15 protein-coding genes are annotated in these 18978 nt (G+C 73.7%); 9 read left to right on the top strand and 6 right to left on the bottom strand.

Annotation, left to right across the window (positions count from 1 at the left end; all coding sequences use genetic code 11):
• Positions 1-106 precede the first annotated feature (106 nt).
• The 6 genes from PKE99_RS16050 (at position 107) to PKE99_RS16075 (ending at position 5418) form a co-directional block, all read left to right on the top strand.
• Positions 107-1522, top strand: a complete 1416-nt coding sequence (locus PKE99_RS16050; protein ID WP_037045808.1) for a DUF2252 domain-containing protein — start codon at positions 107-109, stop codon at positions 1520-1522.
• A gap of 58 nt (positions 1523-1580) precedes the next feature.
• Entirely contained in the window at positions 1581-1826 is a 246-nt protein-coding gene (ctaJ, locus tag PKE99_RS16055) for an aa3-type cytochrome oxidase subunit CtaJ (protein ID WP_037045809.1), read from the top strand.
• Positions 1813-2313, top strand: coding sequence for a DUF5130 family protein (locus tag PKE99_RS16060; RefSeq protein ID WP_037045944.1), 501 nt, complete (start codon positions 1813-1815; stop codon positions 2311-2313). Before ctaJ ends, PKE99_RS16060 begins: the two co-directional genes overlap by 14 nt.
• Positions 2314-2527: 214 nt before the next feature.
• Entirely contained in the window at positions 2528-3232 is a 705-nt protein-coding gene (locus tag PKE99_RS16065) for a LuxR C-terminal-related transcriptional regulator (RefSeq protein WP_051737440.1), read from the top strand.
• 156 nt (positions 3233-3388) lie between these two features.
• Entirely contained in the window at positions 3389-4909 is a 1521-nt protein-coding gene (locus tag PKE99_RS16070; protein WP_037045810.1) for a sensor histidine kinase, read from the top strand.
• 122 nt (positions 4910-5031) lie between these two features.
• Positions 5032-5418, top strand: a complete 387-nt coding sequence (locus PKE99_RS16075; RefSeq protein WP_037045811.1) for a hypothetical protein — start codon at positions 5032-5034, stop codon at positions 5416-5418.
• Between the two features lie 70 nt (positions 5419-5488).
• Here PKE99_RS16075 and PKE99_RS16080 read toward each other — a convergent pair whose 3' ends face one another.
• From PKE99_RS16080 to pepN, 3 genes are all read right to left on the bottom strand, one after another.
• On the bottom strand, positions 5489-6151 hold the full coding sequence (locus tag PKE99_RS16080) for a phosphatase PAP2 family protein (protein ID WP_037045812.1): 663 nt from the start codon (positions 6149-6151) through the stop codon (positions 5489-5491).
• Positions 6152-6172: 21 nt separating this feature from the next.
• A complete protein-coding gene (locus PKE99_RS16085; RefSeq protein ID WP_051737441.1) occupies positions 6173-6892 on the bottom strand; it encodes a hypothetical protein in 720 nt (239 codons plus the stop codon).
• A 264-nt stretch (positions 6893-7156) separates the two neighbouring features.
• Positions 7157-9706 carry an aminopeptidase N gene (pepN, locus tag PKE99_RS16090; RefSeq protein ID WP_037045813.1) on the bottom strand — a complete coding sequence of 850 codons (2550 nt, stop codon included), beginning with the start codon at positions 9704-9706 and terminating at the stop codon, positions 7157-7159.
• 170 nt (positions 9707-9876) lie between these two features.
• On the opposite strand from pepN, the gene PKE99_RS16095 reads away from it, so the two are divergent.
• A complete protein-coding gene (locus tag PKE99_RS16095; protein WP_037045814.1) occupies positions 9877-10500 on the top strand; it encodes a mycothiol-dependent nitroreductase Rv2466c family protein in 624 nt (207 codons plus the stop codon).
• Between the two features lie 72 nt (positions 10501-10572).
• Here the strand turns inward: PKE99_RS16095 and PKE99_RS16100 are convergent, their stop codons facing one another.
• Positions 10573-11007, bottom strand: a complete 435-nt coding sequence (locus tag PKE99_RS16100) for a CBS domain-containing protein (protein ID WP_037045815.1) — start codon at positions 11005-11007, stop codon at positions 10573-10575.
• Positions 11008-11202: 195 nt separating this feature from the next.
• Here PKE99_RS16100 and PKE99_RS16105 point away from each other — a divergent pair, with 195 nt between their 5' ends.
• Positions 11203-13440 carry an apiosidase-like domain-containing protein gene (locus PKE99_RS16105; protein ID WP_197040634.1) on the top strand — a complete coding sequence of 746 codons (2238 nt, stop codon included), beginning with the start codon at positions 11203-11205 and terminating at the stop codon, positions 13438-13440.
• A 163-nt stretch (positions 13441-13603) separates the two neighbouring features.
• Positions 13604-15148 (top strand): serine/threonine-protein kinase, encoded by a 1545-nt coding sequence (locus PKE99_RS16115; RefSeq protein ID WP_037045816.1) that lies wholly within the window; start codon positions 13604-13606, stop codon positions 15146-15148.
• Positions 15149-15270: 122 nt separating this feature from the next.
• On the opposite strand, the gene PKE99_RS16120 is transcribed toward PKE99_RS16115, so the two are convergent.
• Complete coding sequence (locus PKE99_RS16120; RefSeq protein WP_051737443.1) at positions 15271-17181, bottom strand: prolyl oligopeptidase family serine peptidase; 1911 nt, start codon at positions 17179-17181, stop codon at positions 15271-15273.
• Between the two features lie 3 nt (positions 17182-17184).
• On the bottom strand, positions 17185-18957 hold the full coding sequence (locus PKE99_RS16125) for an N-acetylglutaminylglutamine amidotransferase (RefSeq protein ID WP_037045817.1): 1773 nt from the start codon (positions 18955-18957) through the stop codon (positions 17185-17187).
• Between the last annotated feature and the right edge of the window lie 21 nt (positions 18958-18978).

Genomic DNA, 18978 nt, shown 5'->3' on the forward strand with positions numbered 1-18978 from the left:
GTGTATCCGTGCGGCCAACCGTCGTGCCCCCGGCCGACGGACGGACGAATCGCCCGGCCCGCCATCGGGCCCGGCGCCGGGACCGCCCGTCGGGTATCACCTGTCCATGCAACCGCACGCCGTCCTCGCCTCGCTCGGTCCGCGCGACCGCGACGGCTTCGCGCTGCTCTCCGCGCCCGCGGTGCCCCGCCCGGAGCGGTACGCGTTGGGGCGCAGCCTGCGTCAGGGGGTGCCGCGGTCCGCGCTCGCGGCGTGGTCGCCGAGCAACCGGCGCATCGGGGCCGTCGAGTCGGTGATCGCGACGAACGAGGGCCGGGTCTCACGGCTGGTCCCGGTGCGGATCGGGCGGATGAGCGCCAGTCCGTACGCCTTCCTGCGCGGTGCCGCCGCCCTGCACACCGCGGACTTCGCGACCTTGCCCGCCACCGGGATCCGACCGGTGATCTGCGGCGACGCACACCTCGGCAACTTCGGCTTCTACGCCTCGCCGGAGCGCGAGCTCGTCTTCGACCTCAACGACTTCGACGAGGCCCACCCCGGCGCCTGGGAGTGGGACCTGCGCCGGCTGACGGCGAGCATCTGGGTGGCCGGCCGGGACAACTCCGCCACCGAGGAGCAGTGCCGGACGGCGGTCGCGCAGTGCGTCGACGCCTACCGCCGCCACCTCGAGCGGCTGGCCGAGGAACCCCTGCTGGCCCGCTCCTTCGAGCGGATCGGCGCCCAGGAGCTGCACGCGGGGGCGCCGCGCAAGAGCAGCCGCAAGGCGGTCAAGTCCGCCGCGCGCAAGGCCCGGCGCCGCACCAGCGACCGCGCGCTGCCCCGCTTCACGCAACGTGACGGGGCGGAGCGCAGCCTGGTGACCGAACCGCCGCTGATCACCCGCCCGGATCCCGCCCAGTACGAGCGGATCCTCGCCGCCCTCGACGAGTACCTGCGGACCCTGCCGCCGCACTGGGCGCGCGTGGTCGGCGGGTACCGGGTGGTCGACGTGGCGCACAAGGTCGTGGGCGTCGGGTCGGTCGGGCTGCGCGCCTACATCGCGCTGTGCGAGGGCTCCGGCGCCGACGACGTCCTGTTCCTGCAGCTCAAGCAGGCCCGCCGGTCGGTCGTCGCCCCCTACGTGCACGGCGACGACGCCTGGCACGCCCATCAGGGCCAGCGCGTCGTCGAGTACCAGCAGGCCCTGCAGACCGTGTCCGACCCGCTCCTCGGCTGGACGACCGTCGGCGACCGGCAGTACTACGTCCGGCAGTTCCGCGACATGAAGGGCGCGATCGTCCTCGACGGGATCGACGCGGCCACCCTCGCCGACTACGCCGCCGTCTGCGGCCGGCTGCTGGCCAAGGGGCACGCCCGGACCAGCGGCGCATCGATGATCAGCGGCTACATCGGCGGTGGCGGCAAGATGCGGCAGGCCATGGGCCGCTTCGCCCGCGCCTACGCCGACCAAACCGAACGGGACTTCGACGAGCTGACCGGCGCGATCCGCCGCGGGGTCCTGCCGTGCGAGCCCGGGGTGTGAGGCAGGTCCACCCGCCTGACATGCCCGGACCCCACGTCATGAGCTAGGTTGTGCAGCCGTGAGCGTGGTGCAGACGGTGCTGGTCTTCGTGCTGCCGCCCCTGGTCATCTACGCGGTCGTCGCCCTGCTGACGGTCGCCCGGAAGACCGCGAAGCGGCCGAAGTACCGCACGGGTGAGAAGTGGGACTACGAGCCCGTGCTGTGGACGGCGAACCCCCAGGGGGCGCACCTTCCCGCGCACGTCGAGCACATCGAGCCGGCCGACGGGGTCGCGACGACCGGGGGTGCCCGTGGCCACTGGTGAGCACGGCGGGCACGGCCACGGTGCCGTCGCCACCATCGACCCGGACAGCCTGCCGGAGGGCGCGGTCGTCACCGGCTCCGGCCGGGTGTCGGCCGCCGAGATCTTCACCGAGCCGGACACGTCCGGCCAGGTCCCCTTCACGACCCCGCAGCTGTCCCGGCTCGACGAGGCGCTGACCCTCGCCAGCCGCGAGTCCGGCCTGCTCTTCGCGATCTTCCTGGGCGACCTCGGCCCCAAGCCGGAGACGCGCGCGGCCGAGCTGCAGGCCTCGCTCGAGCGTGCCCCGGAGTCCGTGCTGGTCGCGGTGAGCCCGGGCCAGCGCGTCGTCGAGGTCATCACCGGTTCCGAGGCGAAGCTGCGGCTGCCGGACCGGGGCGCCAAGCTCGCCGTCATGAGCATGGTGGCCTCGTTCAAGGAGAGCGACCTGCTGGGCGGGCTGCTCAGCGGCCTGCGCATGCTCGCCGACCAGGCCGGTCCGCGCCGCTGACGGAAGAGTGAGCACGGCCCGGGAGCGGGCCGTGCCACACCGCCATCACGCAATCGTGCGTGATGGGTAGGGCTCGTCAGCCATATGGTGCAATCATGTGGGCAAGGCGTACGGATTCCCCCACGCCCCGGGTCGTAGCGCGGACCTGGTGGGCGAATCGGTGCCGTCTGAGTACCGTCCGTCGGACCCACAGCGAAAGCCACCGTCGTAGTCCATGAGCGAACCGACACGGCACGACCCCGGGCGGAAGCCCCCGGGCGTCGGCACTCCCGTCGTGGTCGTCGACGACCACGAGCTCGTCGCGACCTCGCTCGTGCTCAGCCTGCGCTCCGAGGGCATCGACGCGTCGCGCATCCGCCCGGCCGCCGAGCGCGGGATCCTCGCCGAGGCCGCCAAGCTCGAGCCCGGGCTCGTCCTGCTGGACCTGGACCTGGGCCGGGACGCGGAGGGCAACCGGATCGACGGCGTGGAGCTGGTCGGCCCGCTGCTGGGCGCCGGCTGGCAGGTCCTCGTCCTCTCCGGCAGCGCCGACCCGGCCCGCGTCGGCTCCGCGCTCGACGCCGGCGCGCTGGCCTGGGTGCCGAAGAACGCGCCGTTCCCGACGCTGCTCGCGGCCGTGCGCGAGGCCGTCGCCGGGCGTCCGGTGATGTCCGACGACCGGCGGCGCAAGTTCATCGACCTCTACCGCCGCAGACAGGCCGAACGCCGCGACCTGTCCGAGAAGCTCGGCAGGCTCACCCAGCGGGAGCGGGAGGTGCTGGCCGAGCTGGCCCGCGGCAAACGCGCCCAGGCCGTGGCCGATCACTTCGTGGTGTCGCTGGCGACCGTCCGCACGCAGATCCGCGCCGTGCTCACCAAGCTCGAGGTGAGCTCGCAGCTCGAGGCCGTGGCCCTCTACCGCCGGGCGACCGGGGCCTGATCCGCTGTCGCGGCCGGCCGCGGGCACGCGTGTCGGGCGAACGCCTGACCGCCGTTCGGCTGAGGTCCATCGTCCGCCGCGTACCGGGGTCCCCGCATACCTAAGATGGATGAACGGCGCGCCCGGAGCGCGCCCGGGGAGGGGGTCCTCGGGGTCATGGCGACCGGTGTGACGAGCGCGGTGGGGCGGCTGCGGCGTGCGCGCTTCACCTCGCGCCTGGCCGTCGACGTGGGTGCGCTGCTCGCGCTCTGCGCCGGGGTCGTCGTGCTGGCCTCGAGCCCGCGCGTGCTCGAGTGGCTCCACGAGGAGACCGCGTCGGACATCATCACGCTGGTCGGCGCCGGTGTCGGCGCGGCCGCCGCGATCCTGGCCCTGGTGGCCTCGCGGCTGCTCAACGAGGCCCGGCTCGCCTGGCTGGCGGCCGCACTCGTCCTCTACTGCCTCGTCGTGCTGCCGTGGGGCGTCTCCGCGCCGGCGGGCACCATCTCGTCCGCGACCCAGGTCTCGCGGCTCCTCGCCCACGCCACGGCGTTGGTGCTGCTGGTCTTCGCGCTCCGGTCGCCACGGCGGATGGGCACCTGGGGCGGCTGGGTGATCATGCTCGGCGGTGCGGTCCTCGCCGTGCTCGCCCTGTTCCTGGTGCCGGACCTCGGGCCGGTGACCCGGCTGGTCGCGGGCCCGGTCAGCTCGGTGGTCGTCGTCGCGGGCTGGGGCGGCGCCGCGGTGCTCGCGGTGATCGACGCGGCGCGCCGGCAGAGCACCACCCGGCTGCGGGTCGGGCTCGGCCTCGTGGTCCTGGCCGGCGCGCAGCTCTACCGGCTGACCACCCCCATGGGGCCGCCCGTGCCGGACCTCGTGTTCCCGGCGCTGCGGCTCGTCGCGATGGCCGTGCTGCTGCTCGGCCTGCTCCAGCTCGTCCAGCGGGGCCTGCGCTCGCTGCAGGAGGAGAACTTCGAGCAGCAGGAGGAGCTCGCCGTCGCCGCGCTGCACATGGAGCGCGCCGCCGCGCACACGGCCGAGCGCAACCACGAGCTGCGCAACGGCCTGGCGGGGCTCGCCGGCATCACCCACCTGCTCTCCGCCGAGGGCGAGGGACCCGACCACGAGCGGCTGCGCAGTGCCGTCCTCGCCGAGCTCGGCCGCCTGCACACCATCCTCGAACGCTCGGCGGACCCGCTGGAGCTCGAGGAGGACCTCGCCGAGGTCGACGCCCCGGGCTCCTACGAGGTCGAGCCGATGCTCGCGGGCCTGGTGGCGCTGCAGCGGGCGCGGGGCCGGGACGTGTGCCTCGAGGTGGCCGACGGGCTCGCCGCGACCGGGGACCCCGCGGTGGCGGCCCAGATCGTCACGAACCTGTTGGCCAACTGTGAACGCCACGCCCCGGGAACCCCCGTCACGGTGACGGCGTTTTCCGAACATGACGACGTGGTAATCGAGGTCAGGGACCACGGACCGGGCCTCCCCCCGGGGAAGGAGCGCGAGGTTCTCGGACGGGGTGTGCACGACGCCCGCGCCGGCGGTTCCGGACTGGGGCTCCACATCAGCAGGGAGCTCGTGGAGGGCCAGGGAGGGTCCCTGACCCTGCGGACGGTGGACGGTCCGCGCGGCTGTGCCGCGACGGTCACTCTTCCGGCCGTCGACGCGAATCGACCGGCCACCGACACCGTCGCGCGGTAAGGCAACTGCGGACACCGTCGGGCGTCTCACCTCACCTGGTGATTCCCCGCAGGGGTCGATCGGTTGCATACTGTGGCGCATCCGGCCCCCCGAGGCCGGTCGGAAGAAAGGTGGGATCCCGAATGGGTGAGTCGGACAACGCCCGTCCGCGCAACCGGACCACGGCGCGTCGTGGTGTGCAGGGATCCTCCTCGTCGGTGCTGACCCCGCCCACGGGGCTGCCGGCGGTGGACGATCTCGCGGCGCCGGACGTCGCGGTGCCCGCCCAGCGGACCGGCCCCGAGTACGGGACCGAGGCCGGCGCCCCGACCGCACCGCCGGTCGCGCCGCCGCCGCAGGCCCCGGCCCCGGCGGGGGTGTGCGTGTGCGGGCACGAGGCCGAGGCGCACGAGCACTACCGGCCCGGCGACGACTGCGGTGCCTGCGGTGCCGCCGCCTGCGGTCACTACACGCCGGCGGACGGCAGCGGGAAGAAGAAGGGGCTGCTGGGTCGCCTGCTGGGCCGCTGACCCGGCACCCGACAGCACGGACCACCGAGGGCTCCGCCGGACGTCCGGCGGGGCCCTCGTCGTGTCCGGATCAGGCCCGGCGCGCGTGCCACCGGGCGGCGACGAACTCCAGCAGCAGTGCCGTGCCCAGCACGAACGCGACCGCGGCGCAGAAGCCGCCCACGGTGTCGGTGGGGTAGTGGGCGCCGGTCGCGACCATCGCCGTCCCGATCGTGCCGCCGGCGACGAGCGCGATCGTGACGACCAGGGCGATGCCCGTGATCCGCCCCGGTCGCACCAGGCTCACCAGCAGCAGCGCCGCGACCAGGGCGATCGACGTGGCGCCGCCGGTGTGGCCGCTGGGGTAGGCGAAGCCACCGAACTCCATCGTCCGCCCGATCGCGGGCTTGAGGAAGGTCGTGGCGACGCCGGTCAGCCCCGGCCCCACGATCGCGACGACGGCGAGGCGGCGCCGCCCCAGCGCCAGGCAGAGCCCGCAGAGGGCGAACGCGGCGAACACCACCAGCGGGGGCGACCCGAGCTCACTCAGCCGTTGCAGGATCCAGACGTGGGCCGACGTCACCGAGTCGACCAGGTTCTCGGCGTGCCCGTCGATCCGGCCGGAGCCGCTCTCCCCGGCGTACCGGGTCCCGAGCAGGGCGAACACGACCGTGGCCAGCCCGACCGCGACGGCGGCGGGCCGGCGCAGGTACGCGGGCAGGGCCGGAGGGGCGGGCGGACCTGCGCTCGTCACGATCTCCAGAGTTCCCCGTGATCAACCGGAGATACATCGCCCGTTCGAGTAGAGCGGCGTGGTGTCGACCGCGCGGCCCGGCGGCGGCGAGACCTCGACCGCGACCAGGCCCGACGGGGTGAGCGAGGCCTGGCAGGCGGTGACACCGCTGTCGAAGCCGCCCGTGTAGAAGTCGATGTGGGGGTGCCGGTTCGCCTGGTACTCGTCCTGGCAGGGCGCGCAGAGGTCCTCCATGACGAAGTACTTCCGCAGCGGCGCGTAGTAGACGAGCGTGCCCACGGCCATGTAGTCCGGGTCGGCGGCGAAGGTGATCGGGTCCGCGTAGGTGCCGGTCCCGCCGGCCTCGGAGTGCTTCACCGGGTAGGCGATCGCCGCACTCCCCGGCGGGTCGTTGTCGAAGGCGCCGTAGAAGGTCACCTCGGTGTTCGCCGTCCGGCCCGCGCGGCCCGTGGCGGCGCCGCCACCGCCCCCGCCCCCGCCTCCGCCGGCGCGCGAGCCGGGTGCCGCGGCGGCCGACGACGGGGCGGGCGTGGGCTTCGGCAGGTTCCGGCTGGCGTCGATGGCCGCCTGCAGGACCGACGGGGCACCCGGGACGGGCATCGCCGCGGGCTCGTGGGCGGGCTCGGCCGTGGCCGGACCGGTGCTGACGAGTGCCGCCTGGTCGGCGCTCGGGTTGCCGCAGCCCGCGACGACCACGAGGCACGCCAGCAGGACGGGGTAGAGCGCGGACGTGAGGCGCATGCGCGGACTCCGGCGGGTCGGGGGCGCCGCAAGTCGGGGGAGCGCGGATCACCCTCGGTGAGATGCGGAGTATGGCAGTGCCGACAGGAGCAGTCGACATTCACCCGAACGCCGAGCAACCTTCTCGCTCGGTGTCACTGACCAGCGACGGGCCGTGGCGCATTGTGGATCCATAACGCCTCTGCGCCGGCCGTCGAGGCGCAGTTTGGATCCATAACGCGTCCAGAAAGGGTGCCGAGGCGCGTTATGGATCCATAGTGCGGTTCAGCTGCGGTCGAACTCCCGCGCGGCCAGGGCGCGGACGATGCCCGCCCGGCCCTCGGACACCAGCCGGCGCAGGGCCGGCGGGTGGCTCTCGTCGGCCAGCCAGGCGTCGGCGGCGTCGACCGTCGACTTCTCCACGGCCCAGGACGGGAACAGCCCGAGCACCACGCTCTGCGCGCGCTCCGACGTCCGCCGCGCCCACACGTCCGCCACCTCGGCGAAGTACTTCTCCACGTAGGGCGCGAGCAGGGCCCGCTGACCCGGGTGGCTGAAGCCGCCGATGATCGCCTCGTTGACGGCGTTGGGCAGCTCGTCGTCGTGCACCGCGCGGTCCCACGCCTTCGCCTTGGCCTCGGCGGTCGGGACGAGGGAGCGGGCGCGCTCGGCCTGCCGCTCGCCGGCCGCGGTGGGGTCGCGGCGGTGCTCGGCCTCGATCGCCTCCTCGCCGGCCCTGCCGTGCGCGACCAGGGCGTGCAGCAGCCGCCACCGCAGGTCGGTGTCGACGGTCAGCCCCTCCGGGACGTCCCGGCCCTCGAGCCACGCGGCGAAGCGGTCCAGCGTGGAGGCGGGCAGCACGCTGCCGGACAGCGCGTTGACCACGGCGAGCTGGGCGTCCGAGCCGGGCTCGGCCGCGTCGAGCTGCGCGGACAGGGCGTCGGTGAGCAGCGGCCAGCCCGTGTCGGTGGCCCACGACTCGTCGGCGTACGAGGCCACCGCGGTCTGTACCTGCAGCAGCAGCCGCTGCACGACGCCGATCTCGGTCTCCCGGCCGAAGCCGCCGGCCACCAGCGTGGTGAAGTCCCGCGCCTTGAGCTCGGCCTCCCGCGTCATCTCCCAGGCCGCCGACCAGCACAGGGTGCGGGGGAGCGGCTCGGCGATGTCGCCGATCCGGTCGATCAGGGTGGTCAGCGAGCCCGGGTCGAGCCGCAGCGCGCAGTAGGTGAGGTCGTCGTCGTTGACCAGGACGAGCTTCCCGCGCGGGACGCCGACCAGCTCTCCGACGGGTGTGCGCTCGCCGGTGACGTCGACCTCGACCCGGTGGGTCCGCACGAGCCGGCCCTCGGCGTCGTCGTCGTACACGCCGACGGCGACCCGGTGGGTGCGCAGCTCGCCGGCGCCCGGCCGCGCGCCACCCTGCACGACCTCGAAGGAGGTGAACCGGCCCTCGTCGTCGAGGTCGAACTGCGGGCGCAGCAGGTTGAGCCCGGTGGTGCGCAGCCATTGCGCGCCCCAGTCGCTCAGGTCCCGGCCGGAGGACTTCTCCAGCGCGCCCAGCAGGTCGTCGAACGTGGCGTTGCCCCACTGGTGGGCCTCGAAGTACGCGCGCAGGCCGGCCATGAACGGCTCCAGCCCGACGTACGCGACCAGCTGCTTGAGCACCGACGCGCCCTTGGCGTAGGTGATCCCGTCGAAGTTGACCTCGACGGCCTGCAGGTCCGGGATGTCCGCGGCGATCGGGTGCGTCGAGGGCAGCTGGTCCTGGCGGTAGGCCCAGGACTTCTCGACGTTCGCGAACGTCGTCCACGCTTGCGCGTACTCGGTGGCCTCGGCCTGGCAGAGCACGGATGCCCAGGTGGCGAACGACTCGTTGAGCCACAGATCGTCCCACCAGCGCATGGTCACGAGGTCGCCGAACCACATGTGCGCCATCTCGTGCAGGATCGTCTCGGCGCGCCGCTCGTAGAGGAACCGCGTGACCCGGGACCGGAAGACGTAGTCCTCGAGGAAGGTGACCGCGCCGGCGTTCTCCATCGCGCCCGCGTTGAACTCCGGGACGAACAGCTGGTCGTACTTGCCGAACGGGTACCGGATCCCGAAGTTGCGGTGGTAGAAGTCGAAGCCCTGCCGCGTCTCCGTGAAGATCCGCTCGTGGTCCATGTGCGGCGCCAGGCTCGCGCGGCAGTAGATCCCCAGGGGGATCCCGTCGTGCTCCTCGTGCCAGGACGCGTAGGGGCCCGCGACCAGCGCGACCAGGTAGGTCGACATGACCTCGGACTCGGCGAAGCGGTGGACGGTCGCGGGTCCGGCCTTCTCGGTCTCCGCGAGGGCGTTGGACACGACCTTCCAGTCGTCCGGCGCCGTGACCGTGATCGTGTAGCGGGCCTTCAGGTCCGGCTGGTCGAAGCAGGCGAACAGGCGCTTGCAGTCGGCCGTCTCGAACTGCGAGTAGAGGTAGACGCCGCCGTCGACCGGGTCGACGAAGCGGTGCAGCCCCTCGCCGGTGTTCATGTAGGTGCCGGTCGCGCGGACGGTCAGCTCGTTCTCGGCGGCCAGGCCGGGCAGGGCGATGCCGTCGTCCTCGCGGTAGCCGGAGACGTCGAGCGTGGTGCCGTTGAGCGTGGCGCTCTCGACCGCGGCGCCGACGAAGTCGATCCAGCTGTCCGCGCCGGGCTCGGCGCAGGAGAAGCGGACCGTCGTGGTGGTGGCGAAGGTCTTCTCGCCCGGGCCGCCGCGGCCGTCGGTGAGGTCGAGGTCGACGACGTAGCCGGAGACGGCGAGCAGGGCGGCCCGGCGCTCGGCGTCGGTCCGGGTCAGGTTGGGCGGGGCCATGAGCGCAGCGCGGTCCTTCCGGAGGGTTGGGGCGTGGGGGCATCCAATCACGTGGCCGCAGTGGTCGCCCCGTCATTGCGGCCGGGACTGCGGGGTATCCGGGAACACGTCGTCCACCCCTCGCGGTTGTGACCGACGGAAGAGTCCCTCCCCGGACGAACGGAGTGCCCATGACCAGCACGGAGACGGACAAGGCGAAGGTGGACCTCTGGTTCGACCCGCTGTGTCCGTGGGCGTGGCTGACCTCGCGGTGGATCCTCGAGGTCGAGAAGGTCCGCGACATCGAGCTGAACTTCCACGTGATGAGCCTGTCGGTGCTCAACTCCGGCCGTGACCTGCCGGAGCAGTACCAGGCGATGATGGAGAAGGGCTGGGGCCCGGTCCGCGTGTGCATCGCCGCGGCCGAGCTGAAGGGCCCGGAGGTCCTGCGCCCGCTGTACACGGCGATGGGCGAGCGCATCCACAACCAGGGGAACAAGGACTTCGACGTCGTGATCAAGGAGGCGCTGGCGGAGCTGGACCTGCCCGCGTCGCTGGCCGAGGCCGCCTCCTCGACCGAGTACGACGAGAAGCTGAAGACCAGTCACCACGCGGGCATGGACCCGGTGGGCATGGACGTCGGCACGCCGGTCATCCACGTGAACGACGTCGCCTTCTTCGGTCCCGTGATCAGCAAGGTGCCGCACGGCGAGGAGGCCGGGAAGGTCTTCGACGGCGCCCGCCTGCTCGCCGGCTGGCCGCACTTCTTCGAGCTGAAGCGGACCCGTACCGAGGACCCGGACTTCGACTACTGATCCTTTTCACCCGAACGGCACTTCTGCGCGGAAGATCCGCACGGAAGTGCCGTTCGTGTCATTCGGCGGAAATCAGTGGGCGGCGATGAACATGTCCCGCAGCACGCCCGTCTCGAGCTCCATGTCGCGCAGCCGGGCCTTGACGAGGTCGCCGATCGAGACCATGCCGACGAGTCTGCCGCCGTCGATCACCGGGAGGTGCCGGTAGCGGTCGCGGGTCATCCGGGCCATGGCACTGGCGATCGGCTCGTCGAGCCGCGACGTCGCGACCTTCCTGGTCATGACCTCGTCGACCCGCCGCTCGAGCAGATCCGTCCCCCGGTGCGCGAGCTCCCTGATCAGGTCGCGCTCGGACAGGATCCCGACCATGCGCTGGTCCGCGTCGCACACCACGAGGGCGCCGACCCCCAGACGCTCGAGCCGGGCCACGGCGTCCGCGACCGTCGCCCAGGGCAGGATCGTGTGCACGGTCCGGCCTTTCGCGTCGAGGATGTCCGCAATCTTCATCGCCAGTCCCTCCGCCGCAGTTCTCGGACGTCGTTCATTCTGCTCCCGCAGCCTCGATTTCAGCACGAAACGATGCGAAAGATCACTGGTCCGGCGGAGCGGGGCCCGGGCGGTGACGGACGGTCCCGTTCACGATCGTGACGGGATGATCCGTTCCGGCCCGGGCGGGCGGGGCGCGCTGCGAGCGTGCGGCCCGTGGGTGGTTACGGACGGGCGCTGGGTGCGGCGCTGGCGGTGGTCGTCGTGCTGGCGGGGGTGCTCGTCGCGGCCGTGGTGCGGGAGGCGCCGGAGGGTGGGGTCCGGGTCGACGGGCGGTGGTTCTCCCGGCCCGACGGCACGCCCTTCTACTGGCTCGCCGACACGGCGTGGGGCCTCGTCACCGCGCTCGATGGCGACGAGGCCGCCGACTACCTCGGCACCCGTGCCGACCAGGGCTTCACCGTGGTGCGGACCGCGCTCGTGCGGCCCGGCGCGCAGCGCGACCGGGACGGCGCGGTGGCCTTCGCGGGGCACCTGGGCGCGCCGACCGAGGCGTACTGGCAGCACGTCGACGGGCTCGTCCAGGCCGCCGCGGCGGAGGGCATCACCCTGGCCCTGGCGCCGGTGTGGAGCGACGGGCTCGCCGGGAGCCTGGTCACGGAGCGCAACGCCCGGGAGTACGGGAGCTTCCTCGGCGCACGGTACGGGGACGCGTCCGTCGTGTGGCTGACGGGCGGCGACGACGGCGGGGGCGGGCACGACGGGATCTGGGCCGAGCTGGTCGAGGGGTTGCGGGAGGGCGGGAGCGACGCGCCGGTCGCGCACCTGCCGCGCGGGGTGGAGGAGACGCCCTCCGGCGGAGGGGACGGTGCAGGCGGTGCGGGTTCGAGCGAGGCTGCGGAGGGTGCCGACCTCGACGTGGCCGACCCCGACGAGGGTGACGAGATCGACTCCGACCTCGGCGGCGACGACGGCCTCGACCCGGGCGCTGTGGGCCATCTCGAGGCGGACGGTGCTCCCGGCGGGGCCGGGTCGGGCGGTGACCTCGCCGCGTCCGGTGAGCTCGGCGACCGGACCGGCGCCGGGTCGGGCGAGGGTGCCGAGGGCGAGGTGGGTGGCGAGCTCGGCGACGGCTCGCAGGACGCCGAGAGCTCGGCTGACGTGAGCTCCGCGGCCAGCGGCAGCTGTGCGTCGTCGGCCTCGCGGGCCGACGCCCGGGCCGCGGCGACGGGCACCGGCAAACCGCTGCTCGACGCCACGCCGCTCACCGAGGGCGAGGACTGCGTCGGCGCCACCGGCACCACGACCGACCACGACGTCCGGGCGGAGGCCTGGCGCGCCGCACTCGGCGGCGCGAGCGGGGCGACCTACGCGGACTCCACGGTCTCCGACTTCGAGCCGGGCTGGACCGCGGCCGTCGAGACCGACGGCGGCGCCCAGCTCGGCGTGCTCAGGCGGGTGCTGGAGTCGCGCCCGTACCGCCTCCTGGAACCCGCCGACGGGGCGCTGGCCGGTACCGGCTCCGCGGGCGACACCCGGATCTCCGCGGCCGTCGCCTCGGACGGCTCGTTCCTCGTCGCCTACACGCCCGAGGGCGAGGACGTGACCGTCGACCTCGACATGCTCGCCGCGGACCGGGTCCGGGCGTCCTGGGTCGACCCGCGGACGGGCGAGGTGCTGGAGGTCGCGGAGTCGGTCGAGGCGACCGGCGTCGCCGCCTTCGAGGCCCCCGCCGGGACGGGCGACGAGCGGGACTGGGTCCTCGTGCTCGACGACGAGGCCGCGGGCTACGGCGCGCCCGGCACCGAGGTCCTCGACGACCCCGGCTCCGCGACGCTCTCCGGGGCCGGCGACGCTGAGCCCGCCGGCGAGACCAGCGGTGAGACCTCCAGCGAGACCGACCGTGAGGCCGACGGCGCCTCCGGCCACGAGCGACCGCGGGCCGGCGGACACGGCGACGCCGACCAGCCCGAGCAGGAGCGGGCGGACCGCCGGTCGAGCGGCGAGGCGGAGGATCACGAGAGGGGACAGGACCGGCCCGAGGAGGCCGCCCCACCCGAGGAGCCGGAGAAGCCGGAGGAGCCGGCCGAGCCGGAGAAGCGCGCGGAGCCCGAGCCGGACGAGCCCGAGAAGCCCGCCGGGCCCGAGAAGCCCGCCGGGCCGGAGAAGCCCGCCGGGTCGGAGAAGCCCGCGCCGGCGAGCTCGGGCGCCTGGGACAGCCTGGCGGCCTGCGAGTCCTCGGGGAACTGGGCCATCAACACCGGCAACGGCTACTACGGCGGCCTCCAGTTCGACTCCGCCACCTGGTCCGACTTCGGCGGCACCCGCTACGCCCCGCGCGCCGACCAGGCCACCAGGGAGCAGCAGATCGAGATCGCCGAGAAGGTGCGGGACCGGCGCGGCGGCTACGGCTCCTGGCCCGCGTGCGCCCGCAAGCTCGGCCTGCCGCGATGATCTCCCTGCCGATCACCCGGCCGCGCGGCCCCGGGGCCCGCGGCGGGGGCCGGCGCGACCCGCCGGGCGATCACCCGTCGTCACGTGTCACCCTGGCAGGGGAGCCCCGTCCGACCCGACCTCCCGGAACCTCGCGCGCGCGGAGTGCCTACCCTTGACGGTCATGACCCCGCCCGAGCCCGACGCCCCGCGTATCGGGAACCGCTACCGGCTCGAGGAACGCATCGGTGTCGGGGCGATGGGTGCCGTGTGGCGGGGAACCGACGAACTGCTGAACCGGACCGTCGCCGTCAAGGAGCTGATCGCCGCGGCCGCGCCGGTCAGCGGCAACGGGGCCGACGCCGCCGAGGAGTCCCGCCAGCGCCTGCTGCGCGAGGGCCGGATCGGGGCGCGGCTGCAGCACGCGCACGTCATCAGCATGTTCGACGTCGTGGTGCACGACGACCGGCCGTGGCTGGTCATGGAGTACCTCCCCTCCCGCTCGCTCGCGGTGGTGCTGGGGGAGAAGGGGCCGATGGAGCCGCGCGAGGTCGCGGCGATCGGCCGTCAGGTCGCCGACGGGCTCGCGGCCGCCCACGCCGCGGGCGTGGTGCACCGCGACATCAAGCCCGGCAACGTCCTGATCGCCGAGGACGGCCGCGCCAAGATCACCGACTTCGGCGTCTCGCGCGCGGTCGACGACGTCCAGCTCACCCGCACGGGCATGATCGCCGGCACCCCGGCCTTCCTCGCGCCGGAGGTGGCGCGCGGGCAGGAGCCGACCTCGGCGTCGGACGTCTTCGCGCTCGGCGCCACGCTCTACGCCGCGGTCGAGGGCGAGCCGCCCTTCGGCCTCGACGACAACGCCTACGCCCTGCTCCACAAGGTCGCCACCGGCGCGGTCCGGCCGCCGGAGAACGCGGGTCCGCTCACCGCGCTGCTCATGCGCCTGCTGTCCAACGAGCCCACGGACCGTCCCACCGCCGCCCAGGCGCGGGACGCGCTGACCGCGATCTCGGGCAGCGCGTCGGCCTCCGGAGCGGCCGCCGCCACCGCGCCGGTCACCACGCGCGTGCTGCCGGGGCCGCAGCAGGCCCCGGCCAAGTCCGGCCCGCGCACGCTCACGGACATGCCGGCGCCGCCGGTCGTCGTACCGCCGGCGGCGGAGCGGCCGCCGGCCCCCGCGGGGAAGTCGCGCGGGCGGCGGCTGCTGCCGTTCGTCATCGCCGCCGTCGTGCTGCTCGTGGTGGGCGTCGGCGTCGCGATCGGTGCCATGCGCTCGGCCGACAACGGCTCGAGCGGCGCGGTCACGCCGCCTCCCGTCGCGGCGCCCACGACCAGCCCGTCGCCGACCAGGACCACCCCGCCCACGACGACCCCGCGCACGACCACCCCGTCGCCCACGCCGTCGAGCGCGGCCTCGGACACCGACGCGGTGTCCTTCGTGCAGCGCTACTACAGCCTCCTGCCCGACGACCCCGACGCCGCCTTCGCGCTGCTCGGCTCGCAGGCGCAGGCGGCCTCGGGCGGCCTCGACGGCTTCCGGAACTTCTACGGCGGCATGAGCGAGGTCGAGATCCAGAACGCCCGCTCCACCGGGCAGGGCCAGGTCTCGGGCACGATCGTCTTCACCCGCAACGACGGCTCCACCAGCAGCGAGCCCTACACCTTCCGGGTCGGCACGGGCAGCGACGGCAACCAGCTCATCCAGTCCTTCTCCCGCGCCTGACCCCGTCCCCGGCAGCGCTATGGAACCATAACGCGTCAAAGGAAGACCCCTGACAGCGTTATGGATCCATAACGCGCCAGAAGAAGACCCCTGACAACGTTATGGATCCATGACGCGCCTGGTCACGCGGTCTGCGAGGCAGGCTCCGTGAGGTGGCCCGTCACCCACCGCACCACCTCGGCGGTGAACTCGGCGCGGTTGGCGACGGCGTGGGTCTCGTGGCCCTCGTCGTCGAACAGGAGGAAGTGGGGGGCCGCGCCGCGGGCCCGCAGCGCCTCGACGATCCGCTCGGCCTCGCCCAGCGGGACGTTGGTGTCGTACGCCCCGTGCACCACCATGAGCGGTGCGCTGATCCGGTCGGCGCTGTGGATGGGGGAGAGCGCGCGCAGCATCTCCCCGTCCCGCTCCGGGTCGCCGTACTTGGTGGTCGCGGCGGCGGCGATCCACGGCTCGGTGTCGGAGTAGAAGGTCTGCAGGTCGGACATGCCGCACACGTCGACGCCCACCGCGAACAGCTCGGGGAACCACGCGAGCGCGACGAGGGTGAGGTAGCCGCCGTAGGAGCGCCCGGACACCCCGATGCGGTCCGGGTCGGCGAGGCCGGACGACGTGAGGAAGCCGACCGCGGCACGCACGTCCGTGATCGCGGTGAAGCGGCGGTCCAGGTCGTCCGCCTGCGAGAACACGCGCCCGAACCCGGCCGAGCCGCGGACGTTGGGCGCGAAGACCTGCACACCGGAGGCGACCAGCGCCTGGAACAGCGGCTGGAAGACGGGGCGTTCCTGCGCCTCCGGCCCGCCGTGCAGCCACACCAGGGTCGGGGCGGCGCCGAACCCGCCGCGGGGCCGGAACAGCCACCCGGTGAGCGTGAGCCCGTCCTCGGCGCGGAACTCGTGGAGCGTGGGGTCGACGAGCTGCTCGAGCGCGTCGAAGCTGTCGGGGAGCAGCGGGGTGGGCTCGGCGAGGGGGACGTCGAGCGCGATCCGGGCGACGTGCGGCGCGACCGCAGGCCCCTCGCTGCCGACGAGCAGCGCCTGGCCGTCGCGGGTGAACGCCAGCCCCGTCACGACGTCGCCGGGGTGATCGGGCACCGGGTCGGTGAGGCCGGTGCGCAGGTCGACGAGCTCGAGCTCCGAGCGGCCGTCGACGTTCCAGACGAGCGCGGCGCGGGCCCCGGCCGGGTCGAGGGCGACCTGGTCGAGGTCGTCGTGTCCTCTGCAGGCGACCTCCCACGCGAGGGAGACCTCCCCGCCGGACGCGTCGTCGCCGATGGAGCAGGCAAGCAGCGCGGGGCGGTCCCGCCCGGCGTCCGTGTGCAGGTAGAGCACCGCGCCGGTGACGCCGAAGCGCCCGTCGGCCACGGTGGCGTCGTGCCCGGGGAGCAGGTCGGTGCGGCGGCCGGTCCACAGGTCGATGAGCTCGAGGGTGCGGGCGCCGCGGCGCCCGGTGCGCAGGACGGCCCGACGGCCGTCGCGACTGACCGCGCACACCACGGCGGCCGGCCCGGAGCCGAGGACGATCGAGGAGCCGTCCCGGACGTCGACGAGGCAGGCCGTGCCGGACCCGTCGCCACCGGAGGCGCGGTCCGAGTAGATGGTGACGCCGAGCTGGCGCCCGGTGGGCGACCAGGCCCCGAGCGTGACGGCCGAGGAGCCGGCGGCGATCTCGCGCCGCTCGGTCCCGTCGGGGGAGAGCAGCAGGACCCGGGTCCGCTCCCCGCCACCGGGGGCGACCTCGCAGGCCACGAAGGAGCCGTCCGGGCACCAGCTCAGCGCCTTGACGTCGCACGCCACGACCGGGTCCACCTCGGTGTCCAGCGGCGTGGCGGGCTGCTCGACCGGCCGCTCGCCCGCCGGCATGGGGCCGACGTAGGCGCGCGGCCGCCCGTCCCGGTCGGAGACCCAGGCCAGCAGGGTGCCGTCCGGGGAGGGGAGCGCGGAGCGGTAGGCGGGGGTGAAGAGGTGCTCGTCCAGCTCACCGGCCAGCTGCGCGCGGCGCCGGTCGGTGAAGGTATCCACGTTGACACCGGTCATGAGCTAGATCCCCCTCTCCTGTAACCACATCTCCAGCAGCGCTACCTGCCACAACGCGTTCGACCCCAGGTTGGTGCGCTGGGTGTTCGGATCCGCGAGCATACGGTCGAGCCAGTCGCCCCGGACAAGGCCCCGCGCCTTGGCCACCGGGTCGGTCACGGCGTCGCGCACCCGCTCGAGGAACGGTCCTTCCAGGTGACGGATGGCGGGCACCGGGAAATACCCCTTGGGCCGGTCGATCACCTCGTCCGGGACGACGCCGCGGGCCGCCTCCTTGAGGATGCCCTTGCCGCCGAGCGCGAGCTTCAGTTCTGGTGGGCACGCCGCCGCGAGCTCGACGAGCTCGTGGTCCAGGAACGGTACGCGGGCCTCGAGTCCCCAGGCCATCGTCATGTTGTCGACGCGCTTGACCGGATCGTCCACGAGCATGATCGTGCTGTCCAGCCTCAGTGCGGCGTCCAACGTCTCGTCGGCACCCGGCGTTCCGAAGTGCTCGGCGATGAAGGCCCGGCTGGGGTCGTGGTCGAGGAGCCACTCGGGCTCGAGGATGTCGGCCAGCTCGCCGTGGGGGCGGTCGGTGAACACCGCCTGGTAAGCCTCGACGGCCTGGTCGCGGGGGGTGTCGCGCAGCGGCGGGTACCAGTCATAGCCCGCGAACACCTCGTCGGCGCCCTGGCCGGACTGCACCACGGTCACGGACTTCGACACCTGCTCGGACAGCAGGTAGAAGGCCACGCAGTCGTGGCTGACCATCGGCTCGGCCATCGCCGTGATCGCCTCGTCGACGGCCGGGAGCATCCGCGCCGGGTCCACCAGGATCTGCTGGTGGTCGGTCCCGAACTCCTTGGCCACGATGTCCGAGAACTCGAACTCGTCGCCCCGCTCGCCGCCGGCGGCGTGGAAGCCGACGGAGAAGGTCTTCAGCCCCGTCTGCCCCTCCTGCGCCAGCAGCGCCACGATCAGTGACGAGTCCAGCCCGCCCGAGAGCAGCACGCCGACCGGCACGTCGGCGACCATCCGGCGGCGCACGGCCGTGCGCAGGCCGTCGAGCACGGCCTCCTTCCAGTCCGTGATCCCCAGCTCGGGGCGGCGCTCGTGGACCGGCGTCCAGTACACGCGGTCGGAGTGGCGGCCGTCGGGCTCGTAGACGCGGACGGTCGCCGGCGGCAGCTTGCCGACGCCCGCGAGGATCGTCCGCGGCGCCGGGACCACCGAGTGGAACGTCATGTAGTGGTGCAGCGCCACCGGGTCGATCGAGGTGTCGACGCCGCCGGCCTCCAGCAGCGCGGGCAGTGACGAGGCGAACCGCAGGACGCCCGCCCCTTCGGTCAGGTACAGCGGCTTGATCCCCAGCCGGTCGCGGCCCAGGACGAGCCGGCCGCTGTCCCGCTCGGCCACGGCGAACGCGAACATCCCGTAGAAGTGCTCCACGCACTCCGGGCCCCAGTGCGCGTAGGCCTTGAGCACCGTCTCGGTGTCGGAGTCGGAGAAGAACGCGTAGCCGGCCGCCTCGAGCTCGCGACGCAGGTCCTGGTAGTTGTAGATGCAGCCGTTGAACACCACGGCGAGCCCGAGCGCGGAGTCGACCATCGGCTGGGCGCCCCGCTCGGACAGGTCGATGATCTTGAGACGCCGGTGGCCCAGCGCCACCGGGCCGGCCGCGTGCACCCCGGTCCCGTCCGGGCCGCGGCGCTCCATCGCCTTGACGATCCGGGCGACGACGGCCGGATCGGCCGAGCTGCCGTCGAACCGCATCTCACCGGCGATTCCGCACATGTGGCTACCTCCAACTGCTGA

This window comes from Pseudonocardia halophobica (genome assembly GCF_027922425.1).
GTDB classification, from domain to species: domain Bacteria; phylum Actinomycetota; class Actinomycetes; order Mycobacteriales; family Pseudonocardiaceae; genus Pseudonocardia; species Pseudonocardia halophobica.